This is a genomic window from Nocardia sp. CA-084685, assembly GCF_050955785.1.
Classification (GTDB): domain Bacteria; phylum Actinomycetota; class Actinomycetes; order Mycobacteriales; family Mycobacteriaceae; genus Nocardia.
On the sequence record NZ_CP192094.1, the window covers coordinates 5,340,163 to 5,357,134 of the forward strand.

General features: G+C 61.3%; 16 protein-coding genes. 4 read left to right on the top strand and 12 right to left on the bottom strand.

What is annotated here, in order from left to right:
- Positions 1–332 precede the first annotated feature (332 nt).
- A complete protein-coding gene (locus tag ACQP2U_RS24000; RefSeq protein ID WP_433709539.1) occupies positions 333–932 on the top strand; it encodes a TetR/AcrR family transcriptional regulator in 600 nt (199 codons plus the stop codon).
- Between the two features lie 875 nt (positions 933–1,807).
- Here ACQP2U_RS24000 and ACQP2U_RS24005 read toward each other — a convergent pair.
- Entirely contained in the window at positions 1,808–2,800 is a 993-nt protein-coding gene (locus ACQP2U_RS24005) for a GlxA family transcriptional regulator (RefSeq protein WP_433709540.1), read from the bottom strand.
- Between the two features lie 751 nt (positions 2,801–3,551).
- On the opposite strand from ACQP2U_RS24005, the gene ACQP2U_RS24010 reads away from it, so the two are divergent.
- Complete coding sequence (locus ACQP2U_RS24010) at positions 3,552–3,932, top strand: hypothetical protein (RefSeq protein WP_433709541.1); 381 nt, start codon at positions 3,552–3,554, stop codon at positions 3,930–3,932.
- Between the two features lie 271 nt (positions 3,933–4,203).
- On the opposite strand, the gene ACQP2U_RS24015 is transcribed toward ACQP2U_RS24010, so the two are convergent.
- Positions 4,204–4,629, bottom strand: a complete 426-nt coding sequence (locus ACQP2U_RS24015; RefSeq protein WP_433709542.1) for a hypothetical protein — start codon at positions 4,627–4,629, stop codon at positions 4,204–4,206.
- A 166-nt stretch (positions 4,630–4,795) separates the two neighbouring features.
- A complete protein-coding gene (locus tag ACQP2U_RS24020; protein ID WP_433709543.1) occupies positions 4,796–5,287 on the bottom strand; it encodes a hypothetical protein in 492 nt (163 codons plus the stop codon).
- Between the two features lie 313 nt (positions 5,288–5,600).
- Between ACQP2U_RS24020 and ACQP2U_RS24025 the strand changes: the two genes are divergently transcribed.
- Positions 5,601–6,230 (top strand): hypothetical protein, encoded by a 630-nt coding sequence (locus ACQP2U_RS24025; protein WP_433709544.1) that lies wholly within the window; start codon positions 5,601–5,603, stop codon positions 6,228–6,230.
- A gap of 283 nt (positions 6,231–6,513) precedes the next feature.
- Here ACQP2U_RS24025 and kynA read toward each other — a convergent pair whose 3' ends face one another.
- The 3 genes from kynA to ACQP2U_RS24040 form a co-directional block, all read right to left on the bottom strand.
- Entirely contained in the window at positions 6,514–7,461 is a 948-nt protein-coding gene (gene kynA / locus ACQP2U_RS24030) for a tryptophan 2,3-dioxygenase (RefSeq protein WP_433709545.1), read from the bottom strand.
- 214 nt (positions 7,462–7,675) lie between these two features.
- On the bottom strand, positions 7,676–8,662 hold the full coding sequence (locus ACQP2U_RS24035; protein WP_433709546.1) for a menaquinone biosynthetic enzyme MqnA/MqnD family protein: 987 nt from the start codon (positions 8,660–8,662) through the stop codon (positions 7,676–7,678).
- Positions 8,663–9,249: 587 nt separating this feature from the next.
- Positions 9,250–9,870, bottom strand: coding sequence for a dihydrofolate reductase family protein (locus ACQP2U_RS24040; RefSeq protein ID WP_433709547.1), 621 nt, complete (start codon positions 9,868–9,870; stop codon positions 9,250–9,252).
- Between the two features lie 111 nt (positions 9,871–9,981).
- Here ACQP2U_RS24040 and ACQP2U_RS24045 point away from each other — a divergent pair, with 111 nt between their 5' ends.
- Positions 9,982–11,037, top strand: coding sequence for a sigma-70 family RNA polymerase sigma factor (locus ACQP2U_RS24045; protein WP_433709548.1), 1,056 nt, complete (start codon positions 9,982–9,984; stop codon positions 11,035–11,037).
- A 341-nt stretch (positions 11,038–11,378) separates the two neighbouring features.
- Here ACQP2U_RS24045 and ACQP2U_RS24050 read toward each other — a convergent pair whose 3' ends face one another.
- Genes ACQP2U_RS24050 through ACQP2U_RS24075 form a run of 6 tightly spaced genes read right to left on the bottom strand, consistent with a single transcriptional unit; the run spans position 11,379 to position 16,967 of the window.
- Complete coding sequence (locus ACQP2U_RS24050) at positions 11,379–12,299, bottom strand: SDR family oxidoreductase (protein ID WP_433709549.1); 921 nt, start codon at positions 12,297–12,299, stop codon at positions 11,379–11,381.
- The gene (locus ACQP2U_RS24055) at positions 12,296–13,510 is read right to left on the bottom strand and encodes a thiolase family protein (protein ID WP_433709550.1); all 1,215 of its coding nucleotides are present in this window, start codon (positions 13,508–13,510) and stop codon (positions 12,296–12,298) included. The genes ACQP2U_RS24050 and ACQP2U_RS24055 overlap by 4 nt, the downstream gene beginning before the upstream one ends.
- Positions 13,507–13,923, bottom strand: a complete 417-nt coding sequence (locus tag ACQP2U_RS24060) for a Zn-ribbon domain-containing OB-fold protein (RefSeq protein WP_433709551.1) — start codon at positions 13,921–13,923, stop codon at positions 13,507–13,509. The genes ACQP2U_RS24055 and ACQP2U_RS24060 overlap by 4 nt, the downstream gene beginning before the upstream one ends.
- Positions 13,923–15,218: an acyl-CoA dehydrogenase family protein gene (locus ACQP2U_RS24065; RefSeq protein WP_433709552.1), complete on the bottom strand. Its 1,296-nt coding sequence runs from the start codon at positions 15,216–15,218 to the stop codon at positions 13,923–13,925. The genes ACQP2U_RS24060 and ACQP2U_RS24065 overlap by 1 nt, the downstream gene beginning before the upstream one ends.
- Positions 15,211–16,191 carry a MaoC/PaaZ C-terminal domain-containing protein gene (locus tag ACQP2U_RS24070; RefSeq protein WP_433709553.1) on the bottom strand — a complete coding sequence of 327 codons (981 nt, stop codon included), beginning with the start codon at positions 16,189–16,191 and terminating at the stop codon, positions 15,211–15,213. The genes ACQP2U_RS24065 and ACQP2U_RS24070 overlap by 8 nt, the downstream gene beginning before the upstream one ends.
- Positions 16,188–16,967 carry an alpha/beta fold hydrolase gene (locus ACQP2U_RS24075; protein ID WP_433709554.1) on the bottom strand — a complete coding sequence of 260 codons (780 nt, stop codon included), beginning with the start codon at positions 16,965–16,967 and terminating at the stop codon, positions 16,188–16,190. Before ACQP2U_RS24075 ends, ACQP2U_RS24070 begins: the two co-directional genes overlap by 4 nt.
- Positions 16,968–16,972 lie beyond the last annotated feature (5 nt).

Here is a 16,972-nt window from a genome sequence, read left to right on the forward strand (position 1 = left end):
GTGGAGAGGACAATTCGATCAGGTCCTCTAATCCACCGATCGGCTGCCTCACCCTCTTCCCGTTCGGTTCACTTCGGTTCGCGACCACAACCTCGGAGCGGCACACAACGCCGAGCTTCGCGCTCGAACGGACTCGCGGAGTTGCCGACCAGGTGTCATGTCTCGCACTGGCATCGACGGCACTGCCGCGCCATTGCGACCTTCTATGCAAAACCGGAAAGGACCTGTGTCATTTCTGATCCCGTTGGAGGTATGCTGATTTACCAGTAGGTCAGATTCTCATCAGTACTCGCCCGATAGTCAAGGGGTAACCGACGATGACGCCACGCTCCGTGAGCGGCGACAGCAGCACCAGGTCGCACATCCTCGACGCAGCCGAACGGCTCGTGCAGAGTCGCGGGTTCAACGGATTCAGCTACGCGGACATCGCCGCCGAACTGTCGATCTCCAAACCCGCTCTGCACTATCACTTTCCAGGCAAGGCGGAACTCGGCCTAGCACTCATCCGACGGTACGAGCACCGCTTCTTCGGGGCACTGTCGGCCGTCGACGAGCAGAGAGCTCCTCAGCGGCTCGAATACTATGCGAGCCTGTATATCGGGGTCCTGCGCGAACAACGAATGTGCTTGTGCGGCATGCTCGCCGCCGAGTACACGACGTTGTCCGATCCGATGCAGAGGTCGGTGATCCGCTTCTTCGACCGGAACGAGGCATGGCTCTCCGAAGTTCTGACGCAGGGCAGAAGGGAAGGCACGCTCAGCTTCGCCGGATCGCCGCACGAGCGGGCGCACGTCATCATTGGCTCTCTTGAAGGCGCGATGCTCGTCTCCCGACTATATGGCAATCTCGACATTCTGCAGACGACAACTACGCATCTGCTAATAGGACTTGCACCCGTCACTACTGATGAAATCACCAGCTCCACATTGTGATTCGTGGCGCGCGGTCATCAAGCAGCCGAAGCCTCACACAGGCAAGGGCCGAACTGATACGTTGACGTCCGAGCCGGGATGGCCTTCGCCGCTTCAGCGTAGATGGTCGGCGCCTGCACGCGTTGCCGAAGAGCCGGACTGCCGAACCCGAGCACGACCGGTGCTATGTACAAATCGATTTCCGCAACCAGGCCCCAGTTCGAGTTGGACCTGCGACTCTGCGCGAGCCGTTCGGCTACGTCGAGTATGTGCCGTCGTCTGCGTTCGAGGGTCGAGGCGTCATGGTCGATCAACTCCTTGACCATCAGGCAAGCACCGATCAGAATCTGACCTACTAGAAAGTCAGTGTCTGGGGGGTGAAACGAAACGAAACGTAGGTCTCCAGTTTCGCGACCCAGCCGTAGTGACCTGACCCCAGGTATTCGGTCCGGGTGTACCGAATACCTGGGTCCCGCCAGTAGCCCGCCGGCCCGCCAATGAGGTCTGCGTAAAGCGTGCGGATGGGCTGGCTGCCGAGAGTGATCCCAGCGGTGCGCGCGGCGCCGTTGGTTCAAGTGCTGTCGGGTGTTCGTTCCTTCGCGAACCCATTGATACAGCAGGAAGTGGGACACAGCAGACGTCGGTGGAGCGGCAGCGCAAACGCACGTCTCGAGAATTCTGGCGAAGATGAACCTGCAGTCGCGGATTCAGATGGCGATTGGTCTGACTCGTCAAAGTTCTTGAACAGCCCAACTCGAAAGTGAATTGGCCCCATTCCACCGGTCGCGAATGGGCCAATCAGCGTCAGCATCCAACAGTACACTCGACCAGCAGCGTCACGACCTCGGCGCCAGAATCCTTTACGCTGGTACGCGATACCGCTTCGCGGCGGCCCGTTATCGCGCGGACGCAGGCTGCCAATACGTCTCAGAAGCACGGACTTCGGCAATGGTTCGGCTACGACGTCGCCGAAAGAGTGCGCGCAGCGTGCCGGCGTTGAGATAACCAACCTTGGTTGCGATCGCGCCAACAGTCAGAGACGTCGTCCGCAACAGTCGGGTTGCTCGCTCCAACCGAATCTCGTCGATAAAATCTCTTGGGGACATGCCCAACTCGGCCTGGGTGGCGCGTTGCAGGCTGCGAGAGGTAACGCCAAGAGCCTTGGCCGCATCGGCGATCGAGAACTGATCGGCAATGCGGTTGCGCACCCAGCGCTCGAACGATGCCACCAGCGAGTCGCCTCGGGCGATTACTTCTGGTATCGCGAACTCGATTTGCGTCCTTCGGCTGCCGACCGTCATGTATCTCGCGACCAGTTCCGCCACCGCCGGACTGACCGCAACGATCAGCGACAGAGCAAGATCCAGATGCGACAACACCGCGCCCGCGGTGGTGACCCCACTCGCGCGGCACAGCGTAAGGCCCTCGTGCACATCAACTCCGGGATATCTACGCCGGAATGTAGGGCCAAGCCACCAGCTCGTGGTCGCCTGTAGGCCGTCCAGTACACCAGCCTCGGCTAGGAAGAATGTTCCGGTGCATGCGGCGGCAACGTGTGCTCCGTTGTGCCGTGTAGCCGAAATTCGTTCCAGTATAGGGCGACTCGCCCGGGAAGAGACGAGACTGATCAGTGCCTCCGCATCGAGGACCCCGACTGCGGGCACAATCATCACATCGATTTCAGCGCTCAGATCGTCCAGTGATGTGGTCGGTATCAGGTGGCCGTGACCTGACCGAACAACGTGACCAAGCGACACCGTATGGATGTGCCAAGGTGCCGGCGGGGATTCCAGGTCGTTCAGTGCGGCATTGGCCATATTGAATGTCTCGAGCACAGCGGCGAATCCAAAATCGGCCACTCCATCGACGACGAAGACCGCGACTTCCATGTCGTAAACAGTACCAATTCTGTCCGCCGCGACACCAGCAATTGCGCTGCCGTCGCTCTAGAGTTCGGATACGGCTACTCGCGACATCACGGTTGCGGAGTCGCAGGAAACCTGAACGGTGCCTTTACGGCGCATTTGTCACCGATACAGCGGAGGTTCGCATGCCCGTGGTCGAGTCCGCCGGTATCCATCATCTGCGTCCGACCGTCACCGACCTCGACCGCTCATGCGTGCTCTACCAAAACTTGCAGGAGTGGGCGGTCGCCGTGGAATCGCAAGGTCCTGTAGATCCACTGCAGGCCGATCCGCCACGGCTACATGACGGCGTCGCATTCGCGACCGACGGAACGCTCTCCGAGCTACATCCCGTTGCCGCTGCGACCAATTGTTCAGGTCAGAACGAGTCGGTCTCGGCGACTTCGGGTTCTCGCTCCCGTTGAACGATGAATTGTCGCTGATGGCAGGGCGTTTGAATGACGCCGACATCGTCCATGGCGAGGCCGCAGGACTCGATTGGCTCGACGTCGCGATCCTGTCGTTCAGGGATCCCGACAAACCCACTCGGAACGACCCGTACCTCTGACTTAACTCGCAGCAAGGGACGAAGAGAATGCGTATCTACTGCAGCCGCTGCCGCACAGTCGAATACAAGGTAACCGTCACAGCCACGGACCCAGGCGCCGTCGAGTTCGAGCCAGGGTCCTTGTCTTCGACCAGAGGATTCTTCGACTGTCTTCTTCTAAGAGTCGGCGTGGAACGCGGTGACATCGTGCTGGCCGACACAGCCGCAGAGATGGTTTACCGAATTGCCCACGAAGCCGACGCGGCGACCACCGTCATCGACGGATTTGTCCACAGCTCAGCTGCGTGGACGACCGTCCCAGGGTATCTCCCCTCCCCGGCCATCGAGACGACGGATGCGCTGTCACAACTAGCGAAACGCCTGAGGGCACACGGCGTATACGTCCATCTCGTGCCGTTTGGCTGGAGCAAGAGCTTGGAGGCCGATCCTCTCGACGATCCGGGATCTCAACAGGTCATCAACCTCACGATCGGTAATGAGCCGGTCGTTTGGAGCGCTGCCGACATCGGCGGCTGGAACTCGCGTTGCGGCTTGCTGTTTCGGCCTTAGATAGTGTCACATATCGCTGATTTCGTCGGTTTCTGTAGCAGTCACTACCGCAGATTATCAGCCAATCCTAGCTGGACCGCCCGCAACATCGCCGTCAGCCGGCTCCGGCTGACGGTCACACCACCATCACCGCAGCAATGCGACTCCACGACCGCAACTTTCATCAGCCCTCAAACCGCTGTTCACCTGCTGAAACCGACTCTGCCGCGGCACCTGGAGATGGTGTAGCCCGAAAATCAATGCGGGCGCAGTGTGCCGCAACGAGCAAAAATCAGCCGCAATGCCCTCCGATTACGTTCCATACACCGCCGTTCTCATAGCCAGGAGGTGTAATCCCACCTCCCCAGTCGACGCATTGGTGTGGCGCATTCACGAACACCGGTCCAGCATATGTGGTATACCACCCCGAGTCCCGATGCTTGTCCGAGCTGCCGAAGATGTTGAGACTAGCCAACATCTTCTCTGCTTGGCCGGGTTGGTTGCGCACTGTCACAACGCAATTCCATCCGTTGTTGTAAGTGAGAAATATGGTACCGCCGTCGAGGTCGTGATGGTCGATCACCGAGTAGCCCGGCCCGCATACGCCGTTGTACGTTGCGGCGGAGGCGGAACCCGAGCCGAGCGCAACTCCGCCAACTGTCAATGCCGCACTGGTTGCGATGAAAGCGGCGAGGATTTTCGATTTTTTCATTTTCATGAACTCCCAGAAATTTTCGTGGTATCCGTACAGGATGCGAGCTAAAGACCATATACTGTAATGCTGGCGGCGCCGTAACTTCCTTCGCAAACATTCCTCAGCCTCGGCGAAGTCTACACCGAATTCTCGTTGTAATCATGGATCGGTTGCAGCATGTGCGACCGGTTTACGAATCAGCGCGCAATCCGGCGAAATCGAGTTCCTTTAGTTTCGATTCAAGTTCTCGCGAGATCTTCACCATTGTTTCCTCGACACCAGCCCGCATCGACACCTTTATGGCGTTGTCCATTTCGACGAGATCCTCAGCAATGCCGATGCGCGCCATGTCCGCAGTTGCAATGATTGATTTTTTTGCATTCTCGATCATTGCAGCCGCTTCATGTAAACGCTCAGCGATGTCTGAATGCTCGCGAGAGGCATCAACGCACAACATGCTTGCCTTACTTACACTACCAAATCCTTCGGGCAGTGCCGCCCATAGAACCTCATCGGCGACAACGCTGGTATCGAGTTGGTGGGCAGTCTGCGCAAGCCTGTCCGAGCTATGGCGCCAGGCACCAGCCAACCGGCGTATGGCGTCTTCGTCAGCTCGCGGAAAATGTCGACTGGTCATCTCCGCCAACCAACCCGGATATTCCGATGGAATTCTTACCGTCATAGGCATGCCTTCGATTTCGAACCGACAATAATTACCCAATCTCCACCTTTTTGCGGCTGCCACCAGCCGTTGACTCTAAGGCTGTGTCTAAGCTAGATAATTCGTTGCTTCCAAACATCCGCCATCTGGCTGAGCTTCGATTCGTGGACTGGCTTCGGTGACGGTTTCGCGGTCGGATTGCGGCTGCGGGATGAGCTCCCGGTCCCGGCCCGATCGGCCCGACGATGCGCTCCGTGACCTCGACGTGCTCGCCGCCATCGCGGGACGGTGCGTTCGCACCCCCGCCGTTCACCTCAACATTGATCGCTAGCGTGTGGAGATCACCGGTGACCACGAGCGGGAAACCCTGCATGCCAACAGCTATCAGGTAGGCGCAGCGTTCTCGTTCGAACTCGCCGACGGCAGGCGCACCCGCGCCGAGGTGGCCGATCGCGCCGACACCGTGGCAAGGTTCAGCGGTATGTGGCGATTCGCCCCACCGGATCCGGTAACCTTCCGCAACGTCGCCAACGTCGAGAACACGCTCGGCATGCCGATCCCGATTCCGGTCCCAGTATCAGTGAATTACCGTGCGGGACAGGGTGATCGACTCATTGCGCGTACTGAGGACGGGTGCGAGTGGAAGCTGGACGCACACGGCAACACCGCCGAGCTCGCACCCGAATCGCAGACCTGCGTGCAGGCAGACGGCGTGCTGACGCGGACCTTCTGGTCGATCGCCAGCGATGGGCGGCAACAGACCAGCGCAGGCGCATCAGCATGCTGCCGGTACCCAGGCCGTGCACACCGGTGGGGCTCGGGTTTCACGGAGATCACGACGAAGATCTACTTGGCCTGCGACGGGCTGGATCGTCCGACGTCGACTGCGTTGAACGCCGGTAACGTCAACAATGGCACCATATTCGTACGGGTGCTGGCCGGAATCCGGATGCTGTCCCGGTAGGGTCGGCCGTGGACTCGGCCGATGCGAGCACTGCGCCGACAATAGCTACTCCACCCGCGCGATCCATGATCACTTGCGTCGCCGCCGGATCGCCGCAATCATCAATGTGTCGACCAGCAGGTCAACAGGCGGCGGCGAGCAGCCGGACGTGCACCCTCGTTCGATCTGATCCGCGGATCTATCGCCGCCGCACCATGGTTGAAGCTGTTCCAACCGGCTCAAACAGTCCAGTTGTCGTGCCGCTGTCGAACATCGAGATCCTAGCTCCCGCTCACCTCACACTTCAAAGAATCGTCCTCACGTGCCAGAGCTCTGGAAAAAGCGTGACGTCCAGAACCTTCCGCAGATAGGGCACGCCGCTCGTTCCGCCGGTCCCCTGTTTGAAGCCGATGATGCGTTCGACTGTAGTCATATGACGGAAGCGCCATTGTCGGAACACATCCTCGAGGTCGACGAGTTGCTCGGCCATCGCATACAGATCCCAATGTTTCTGCCGCTCGCGATACACCTCGACCCACGCATCCTCGACGGTCTGATCGCGCTGCGTCGGCTGTACCCAATCTCGCTCGAGCCGCGCGGGAGTAATCGGAAAACCGCGCCGAGCGAGCAGAAGGACCACTTCGTCGTACAACGACGGCGCCTTGAGCATCGCACGCACCTGCTCGAGCACCTCGGGGCAGTGAGCATGCGAACGGAGCAATTTCGAGTTCTTGTTGCCGAGAAGAAATTCGAGCTGCCGGTACTGATAGGACTGGAATCCAGATGACTGCGCGAGATAGGGCCGAATCACCGAATATTCCGACGGTGTCAGCGTCGCGAGCACATTCCACGCCTGCACCAGGTGCTCGAAGATTCGTGACACCCGAGCGAGCACCTTCGAAGCCGATGGCAGCTCGTCGCGATGTATCGCCTCGAGTGCCACAGTAAGCTCGTGAAGAACAAGCTTGATCCACAGCTCGGTCGTCTGATGCTGGATGATGAACAGCAACTCGTTGGGATCCGGCGACAGGAGATGCTGTGCGCTCAGGATCGCCCCGAGAGACAGATAGTCGTAGTAGCTCATCGCGTTCGTAAAATCGAGTGACCCGTTGTCGTGGCCGACGGGCTCGCCGGCGCAGCTTGGCATAGGCAGCGCTCCATATTTGGTTTGATTACCCGAGAGCGGGCAGCTCACTGATGCGCCGCAGCTATGCGGGCGCGTCCGGTCAGAATTCACGATCGTGTACTCCATGAATCAAACTGCGAATGATCGAAATTCGAGTGCACCGCCACCGGTAACACGAGCGCATGCACCGAGCCGCTGGCGCGGAATGCTCGTCGGGCGCGAATGTCCTGTGCCAGAAGGTGATCACCAGCGTCCGAGGATTCGGTGTCTATCCGGTTGATCGACGCGAACCACGATCGGCTGCGCCGCAATCCGGGCGCGCTTGGCCGGGCATACGATCTCACGCAAGTGGGTGCGGCGGCTGATGCGAACGCCAGGGTGGCTGTTCCAATTCGAGTACACGAAATCCCACATCCGGGACGAAACCGGCGGCGGGACCGCCGACCCGACGAGCAAATTCGGCGACGCCATCACGTTGCGGCTGGTCGAACGAAAAGTCCAGCGCAGCCGTGTAGTAACGACGCAGCGTGGCTTCATCCACCGTCTCCCAAAGTGCAATCTCACGGCAAAACTCGTCGATCTCCTCGAGTGCCACATCGCGCGCGGCCAGCAGATCGCGATGGACTGCACGAACCATCTCCGGATGAGTGTCCAAGAACGACCGTCGCGCAGCGAAAACCGCGAATACGAACGGCAAACCCGTCCAGTCATGCCACATCTGGCCGAGATCGTAGACATGGTGGCCTCGGCGGGCCGCATCACTGGCCGCAATCAACGCAACATCGCCGATGATCACCGCGGCGGCGGCGACCCGCAACATCGCATCGACGTCCGGCGAACATGTCACATAGCGGCATCGGACACCGACGGCTTCACGCAGCAACAATTGTGCCAACTGCACCGAGGTACGGCTCGTATTTCCGAGGGCGACCGTCGCACCGTCCAGATCCTCCAGCGGCACTGTGCTGACGATCAGACACGACATCACCGGACCGTTACAGCCCACTGCAATACCAGACAACGCGGTCAGATCCTCAGCATGCCGAAGGAATTCGAATGTGCTGATCGGACCGATATCGAGTCGGTCGGTCGCGAGCGCGTCGCTGAGCCACTCCGGCGACGCAACCGTCATTTCCAATCCGACGAGGCTTCCGGTCCTCGCCAGACCCCAATACAGCGGAAGACAATTCAGAAATTCGATGTGCCCCATGCGTGGCCGCTTCAGCGGAACACTACCGTGTGGCACTCGTATCTTGTGCACCACAACCGACCGGAGGACGACGTCCTCCTCGCTGCGAACGTCCAATTCCGACACTATTTCCGACATTTTCTACACTCCAAACTGCGGCGAAATCTATGCGGATCATTCGGATGAACCGACAACCGCACCCGATTCGAAACCGACGTCGCCAGAGCCCGAGGATAGCCCCGAATTCGCCGCAGCAGGCTCGCATTTACCAATGCTGGGAAGGCGGCCCAATGCTCGACTGACGAGCGCGATCGGCGGTTCTCACCGAACTGGAGTCCGCTCGATGTTCATCAACTTCCGCCATATGGCGGATGTTTCGACTGCAGGGCTCCCATAAAATACCAGGACTGAGAGGCTCCTTACCTATACTGCGTACGGAAATAACAGTGAGCTAATGCCGCGATACGACGACTCGATAAGAGGGCAGTTCATGGAAGATGAGGGACCATTGTGCTGGTAGATCCAGGGGGCAGCGGTTCGCCGACGCCCACACCGGCACCCGACCCGAACAGTGGGCCCGGTACAGACGCGCGTGTCCCCAACAACCAATCGCCCGGAGTGTCTAATAATCTGGATAAGTTGAAGAATTCGGCCAACGACATGAAATCAATGTTGGATTTCAAGCTCGATGCTGCCGAGTGGAGGTTGGCCCTCGACAGGAGGGACTAGCCGACCGTAGTCGATGCAGTGTCTCGGACGAATTCGTACGCGTAGAACACCAGGCCGTCACCGATCTTTCGTGTGTTGACCAGATGCACCGGCTTCTTGTCGCTGGTCTCGTCGAAGAAACGCAGGCCGGTTCCCACCACGACCGGGAAAACTACCAGCCGCAGTTCATCGGCCAGGTTCTGCTCTATCAGTGTGCGCACGAGCTGATAGCTGCCATAGACCAGGATTTCCCCGTCCACTTTCGCCTTCAGCTCCGAAACCTCCTTTACCGCATCGCCGTTGAGAACCGTAGTGTTGCTCCACTGAGGATCTTCGAGAGTCGACGACACGACGTACTTCGGGATGCTGTTAATTCTGTCCGCCCACTCGGGGCTTACGCGGACATCCGCGCCATCGCGCGATAGCATCCGGTACGCGAACCACTCACTGCTCCGCCTGCCCAGCAGTAGTGCCTCGGCACCCAGCGCTTCCTCAGTCTCGCGGTCGGCCCAGTCTTCGAGGTCCTTGCCCCCCACGAACTGGTGGAACCAGCCGCCCCGCTCGAAGCCTTCCTCGCCGTCCGGATCTTGGACCACTCCATCGAGTGTGATATTTGTGCTGATGACGATCTTTCCCATTTCCGTGCTCCTTTGACAATGTTGTCGGCTCACTGGTCTAGACGCCGCGGCATCGCAAAAGGAGGCGCTCATCGACCGCCCCGTTCGCCCATCGCGTGGCGTCCATACAAGATGGAAGTGCGGACAACGTGTAGGACAGAGGTGGCGAGCGTGGAGCTGGGGAGAGCCGACCTGATATCAAGGGCGAGAGCTGGGGATAGTGAGGCATTCCGCGCGTTGACCGAACCTCACCGCCTCGAATTGCAAGTGCACTGCTACCGCATGCTCGGATCGTTCCAGGACGCCGAGGATGCCATCCAGGACACCATGCTGTCCGCCTGGAAGGGTCTGTCCGGGTTCGACGGGCGCGCCTCGGTGCGCACCTGGCTCTACCGGATCGCCACCAACCGGTGCCTGGATGCGCTTCGCTTGGCGAGCCGACGTCCGGCCAAACAGTGGGATATCCCCGGGTTTGAACCGCCCGAACCGACTCGCCTCGGTGAGGTCGTCTGGCTGGAGCCCTATCCCGACGACCTCCTCGACGATGCGATCACGGTGCCGCTGGACCCGGAAGCCCGTTACGAGCAGACCGAATCCATCTCCCTGGCTTTCGTGACCGCGCTTCAGGTCCTGCCGCCTCGCCAGCTAGCTGTGCTCATCCTGCGCGACGTTCTCGGATTCCACGCCGACGAAGTCGCCGACATGCTGGACACGACCGTCGAATCGGTCAAGAGCGCACTCAAGCGGGCGCGCGCGGGCCTGCAGAAGCGCCGCGGCTCAGCCGCCGAGCGCGAACCGGCTCCTGCGGCCGAGTCACCCGCCGAGGATGCGATCGTGACGAAGTTCGTCAATGCCTACGAGTCTGCCGATATCGAAGCGCTGGTGGCCCTGCTGACCGACGACGTGTTCATGTCCATGCCGCCTCTGCCGCTGGAGTACGAGGGTCGAGACCTCGTGGGCCGCTTCTGCGCCGGCATCTTCGGCTCCGACCGCAGATACGACCTCATGCCCACACGAGCCAACGGTCAGCCCGCGTTCGGGGCCTATCTGGCCACCCCGACCGGCATCCGTCACGGAACCGGCCTTGTCGTGCTCACCCTCGCCGGCGACCGGATCTGCGCCCTTACTTGTTTCGAAGACAGCGTGCTCCCATGGCTCGGACTACCGCGATCGCTGGCGAGCCGATAGCCACGCCTGGGCGCAGTGGACATCCGCGGGCCGAACCCATGCAGGTGGATACACCGGTCCCGAGATCGAGGCAGCGCAATTCAGAGCCCATACTGTCGTGCGCTAATTTCGCGGAGAAGCGACATTGAACAGCGGCCACGGACATCTGCGGAGTTGGCGGCCAGTAGTCTTCCGAATCCGCTGAGGGTTTGGCGGTCTGAACGTCGCACATCCGGCGGTGAGCAGTCCGGGCGGCCCCGGATTCGTTCCGTAGACACGGGGCGGCAATCCCCCGGATACGGTGCCCCCAGTCACCCATCGATGTCACGAGGTATAGGGCCGATACCGAATAGCGGTGCGGGTTAACGTTTGCCGTCGACGCCGACATTCGCCGCAGCCCGCCCGATCAGGTCGGGCAGCACCACGTCGAGTTCATCAGGCTCCCACCGCGTGCGGGTCGTCGCGGTCGGCCCAGCGCTCCATCCTTCCGCGACGGTCAAGCGCCCGCCACGCAGCCCAAGGACCCGACCGGTGACGCCTGCGGACCGCTCGCTACCGAGCCATACCACTGCGGCAGCGAAGTTTTGAGGGTCAAAAGGGTCCAGGGTGGTCGATCTGGGCCGAACATGGACATGATTATGGAGAATGTCCTCGGTCATGCGTGTACGCGCAGTCGGGTAGACGGCGTTGGCTGTGACGCCGTATCGCTGGAGTTCGCGGCTTGCCACGACGGTGAAGGCGGCAATCCCTGCTTTGGCGGCAGCGTAGTTGGCCTGGCCCGGATTGCCGAAGATACCCGAAGAAGAGGTGGTGTTGATCAACCGGGCACCGATGGGTTCGCCCGTCACCTTGAACCGTTCACGCCAATACTTGGCGGCAAAGCGGGTCGGGCCGAACGTGCCACGCAAATGAACATTGATGACCGCGTCCCAATCGTCGTAGTCCATATTGACCAGCATGCGATCTCGCACGATGCCTGCATTGTTGACCAGCACATCGAGATGACCGAATCGATCGATCGCCGTGTCGATCAACCGACGGGCACCCTCCGGCGCGGCGACGTCATCGATGGTGACCGCCGCCTCGCCACCGAGCGCGCGTATCTCCTCGGCCACCCTCGCGGCTGGCGCCTCCGACACGCCTTCTCCGTCGCGGGCACCTCCGAGATCGTTCACTACGACTTTGGCTCCGTGCCGGGCGAATTCGAGCGCATATGCGCGTCCGATTCCCCGGCCCGCACCGGTAATGGCGACAACCCGGTCCTCGCAGATCCGTTCGGTCATGCTGCGCCCTTCTCGAGGATGTGCACGGCGCAGGCGGACGCCAGGCCGATGACGTGGGTCAGACCCACCCGTGCGCCATCGACTTGTCGTTCGCCTGCCTCACCGCGCAGGTGGGTGGTCACTTCGAAGATGTTGGCGACGCCGGTCGCACCCAGTGGGTGGCCCTTGGATAGCAGTCCGCCGGAGACGTTGACAGGTATCTCCCCGTCGCGGCAGGGCGCGCCCCGGTCGATGAATTCGCCTGCTCCGCCGGGCTCGCACAACCCAAGATTGTCGTAGTGGAGCAGTTCCGCGGTCGCGAAGCAGTCGTGCAACTCGACCAGATCGAGGTCCGACGGCGAGACACCGGCGCTGTCGTAGGCTGCGAGCGCGGCATTGCGGGTCACGACGTTGATGTCGGGTTGCGCGAGCCCTTCGGGCGTCCACGGATCGCTGGTCAGCACGGACGCGGTAATTTTCACGGCCCGGCGGCGCACCTCGGTCGGCATCGATCGCAGCCGTTCACCGGATACGAGGATCACAGCGGAGGCGCCATCGCCTGTCGGGCAACACATCAGGGTCGTGTTCGGATACGCGATCATCTCCGCGCTCGCGATTTCGGTAGCGCTGAACGACTTTCGGTACTGAGCGAGCGGATTGCGCACCGAATTCTCGTGGTTCTTCACCGCGATCTTGACGAACTGGTCGAACCCGACGCCGTCGTAAGCGGCGACATAAGCCATTCCTGCTTGCGCGAAAACACCTGGCATCATGCTCGTACCAAGGATGCCTTCGGTCGGCATGACCGCGCCGGTCGGGCCGCTGGGAAGAAATTCGCGGCGGCCGCGATCTCGGCGAGATCCTCCTCCGAGCAGGCCAGCCTTCCCCATCTGTTCGCAGCCCACAGCCAGCCCGATGGACGCCTCGCCTGCCTTGATAGCCTGAATGACCACCCGGACCGCCGTGGCACCGGTGGCGCAGGCGTTGACAACATTGAATACCGGAATCCCGGTCTGCCCCACGAGCTTCTGGATTTTCTGGGCGGGATTCGATCGTGCGTGCTCCACGCTGCCCACTGCGAGCACATCGATATCGCTGATCCCGATGGAGGCATCAGCGAGGGCGGCGAGTGTCGCCTCGGCACCGAGGGCGAACACGTCCCGGTCAGGGTAGCGGGCGAATCGTGTCATCGAGACGCCGACAACCCAGATGCTGTGGTCATCGATTCTCATGACTGCTCCGATGCTGTCGTAGGCGTGAATCCAAACGCGACCGCGGTGGTTCCGTTGTCGTCGGTACCGACGGCATAGGTCTGCATCCGCACCCGCATACCGAGGGCTACGTGATCGGTGTCGGGGAGACAGCCGATGATGTTGGTCTTGACCACACTTCCGCAATCGAGCGTGACAATTCCCGAGACGAACGGGGTTCGAATGCCGCCCACCGCGCGGTGGATGATGCTGAAGCATCGAATATTTCCGGTGTCCGCCGCGGGGTGAGTGTCGAATTCGGTCTCTCCGCATCGGGCGCAGGCGATGCGAGAGCCGAAGAACGTGGCCTTGCAGGATCGGCACTCGGTTGTCTGCAAATAAGCACGATTGCCATCGAGCACAAGGTAATTGACTATGGGCACATTCGAGGACATCACGAGCCTTCCAGGGGTCTGTGCTGCGACGGGTGGCGGAGAGTGCGTCGCGTCTGATTGACCGGTCGGTCACGATCGGGAGCTGGTTCACGCGCAAGTCCGAGGATCTTCTCGGCGAGGATGTTCTTCTGGATCTCGTCGGTGCCGCCTGCGATGGACTGAGCGGGCGTGGACAGCAGAATCTCGGCGATGGTGCCTTCGAAGGGCGCCTCGGGCCCGGACAGCAGAGCGCTGGCCCCCGCTATCGAGGTGTGGGCATGCGACGCCGCGCGGGCCAAACGGCTGGCGGTGAGTTTACCGACGGATCCCTCGGGTCCCGGCTGCTTACCGCGCGCTCTGGCCGCCTTGGCCCGCGCGGCGGTCCATGTGCTGATTCGTTCCAGGGTGAGCACTGCGGCAATCTCCTGGCGAATGAGCGGATCATCGAATCCGCCGGTGCGACGGGCATGTTCGACGATCAAGTCGGCACGTCCGGCGCGCTGCGGATACCACCGGTAGGTGGCGAAGTGCTGCTGGGTCTCCCGGCGGGCCTCGGCCAGAGTCCGGCCGGGCTTATCTGCATATTTCGGCGGCCGCAGAGTACTGAAACGGCGCTCGTGGGCCAGGGTCGTCAATGCCGTCGCCCACCCCTTGCCGACACCGCCCAGGACGAAATCGCGTGGCACGCGGGCATCGTTGAGGAAGACCTCGTTGAACGACGAGTGGTCGTTCATCTGGCGCAGTGGTCGTATGGTCACTCCTGGTTGGTGCATCGGAAGGATCAAATAGCTGATCCCTTGGTGGGCAGGAACATTCGCATCGGTACGGACCAGCAGCATCCCGAGATCTGCATGCTGTGCGCTCGTGTTCCACACCTTGTGGCCGTTGACGACCCAATCATCGCCATCCAGGACCGCGGTCGTGGTGACACCGGCCAGATCGGATCCGGCCTCGGGTTCACTGAAGAGCTGACACCAGCGTTCCTGGCCGGTGAGGATCGGGCGCAGGAACCGCTCGCAGAGGTCTGCGCTGCCATGGGCCAGGATCGTCGGGGCAGCAAGCGACACACCGACACCGATCGGTGTCCCGACTGTCCCCAAACGCAGCAGTTCTCCGACGACCACTTCGTCAGCCCACGCCGGCATATCCAAGCCACCCCACCGCCGCGGCCAGGACGGAGCCGCCCACCCCGCCTCGGCGAGCCTGGCACGCCAATGTTCGAGCGGCATGTTGGGATCCCAGTGGGCCGTAACCCACTCCAACAGTTGGACTCTCACCGCATCGACGTCGTCGGCCGACAACCGAATTTCATTCATCGCCAGCGTCTCCATCCAATGCCACGACCGCGTTCCCGGTCAAGACCACCTCTCCGCTCGGTTTTCGCGTCACCAGGTCGATCTCGGCCACCTGGAACTCGCCGTCGTCATGCACCGTCGTGAGAGTGACCGTCGCCGTCAGCAGATCACCGGGCAGAACGGGTTTCGAGAAACGAGCGCCGTAGTAACGCAACCGGCTTGCACCGAACCAGTCGGTGAGCACAGTGCCGGTCATCGCCATGGTGAGCATGCCGTGCGCGATGACGCTCGGATATCCGCCTCGTCCGGTGGCGAACTCCTCATCGATATGCACACGGTTGAAATCGCCCGAAGCACCCGCGTACATAGCGATGCGTTGGCGGCTCAGCCGCCCCAACTCCACCGTTCTGCTTCGCTCGACCTCAGGATTGCTCGCGGGGGCTATGTGAGAAGGCGGTGACTCGACCGAACTGGCTTGCTCGCTCCTGCCTTGCTCGGTCGCGGTTTCGCCGCCGGCGATTTCGTCGGACTCGGTCGGCACCGTCTGCACTCCGATACTGCGAGCGATCACTGCCGGCTCACCGTCGACGGCAATGTATTCGGTGAAGCGTTCGGAGAATTCGAGCATCCCGCCGCGACGATTGAGCTTGTGCGACACCGAACCTGAATGCGAGGTCACGGTAAATAGATCACCGATCCGGACTGGCCGCCGATACTCGAAGTGCTGCTCAGCGTGCAGAATTGGACCGCGCCGGGCCCCAGCGGTCTCGCGCTGGAACCGGGATTGCTCAGAGGCAGCCGCTGGCAGGCGCAACGGATAGCCCGGATCGTAATGAGCGCTCGCCTGCACGAATGTCGGTGGCACGACAGCCGAATCACCGGGATTTCGTCCACATGTGGATGCAATCCGCTGGTACGCCGGGTTCGTGTCACCGACTGCCCTGGCGAAAATCAGAACATGTCCGGCATCGACGGGGAAGAAGTATGCACTCATGACCGATCTTTCGGCTCGACGGCGAGTTTGTCCAGGAATCGTCGAACGGCTGCATCGAAACGCTCGGGTTGCGAGAGGTGGGGCGTGTGCCCGGCACCGGGAATAATCACTAAACGGGCGTCGGGCAACCACCGTGCGAGATAGTGGGCGCTGCGCAGAAACGCGGAGTCCTCAGCGCCCACGATCACCAGCGTGGGCATCGTCAGCGTGTACAAACTGTCGATGACCCGAGAGTCCTGCTGGCGCAAGAACCCGCGCGCCGCCAACGCCAAACCGGTCGTATCACGATGGCGCACATCAATATGTGCGAGAGACGTCGGCAACTCCACCGCGCCGTCCGCCTCCAAAACCCCTGCGCATCGGTCGGCGAAGTCGTTCCAAGAAGCCCGCGCTTGTTCGCTGCGGGTGCAGGGCCCGGTGTCGATGAGTATCAGCACGCGGCCACGTTCCGGATGGGCCAATGCGAACTCCAGCGACAGGTATCCGCCCACGGAATGGCCAACGACAACCGCGCGAGCAACCGCAAGGTTGTCGAGCAGTGCACGCATATGGTCGGTCACAGTCTCGGTCGCGTAGTGGTGGGCATCCTGTGGATACTTGCCGAGGCCGTGACCGGGAAGATCCCACGTCACTACCTGATGGTCGACGGCGAGCGCGTCGGCGGTGCGGGCGAATGTTGCGGACGTGTCGCCGAATCCATGCGTGAACAGCACCGGCCGACCGTCGCCGCGCACTTCGAATCCGACTCGTGCGCTTGGTCGTTCGAGAAACTGCATTACCG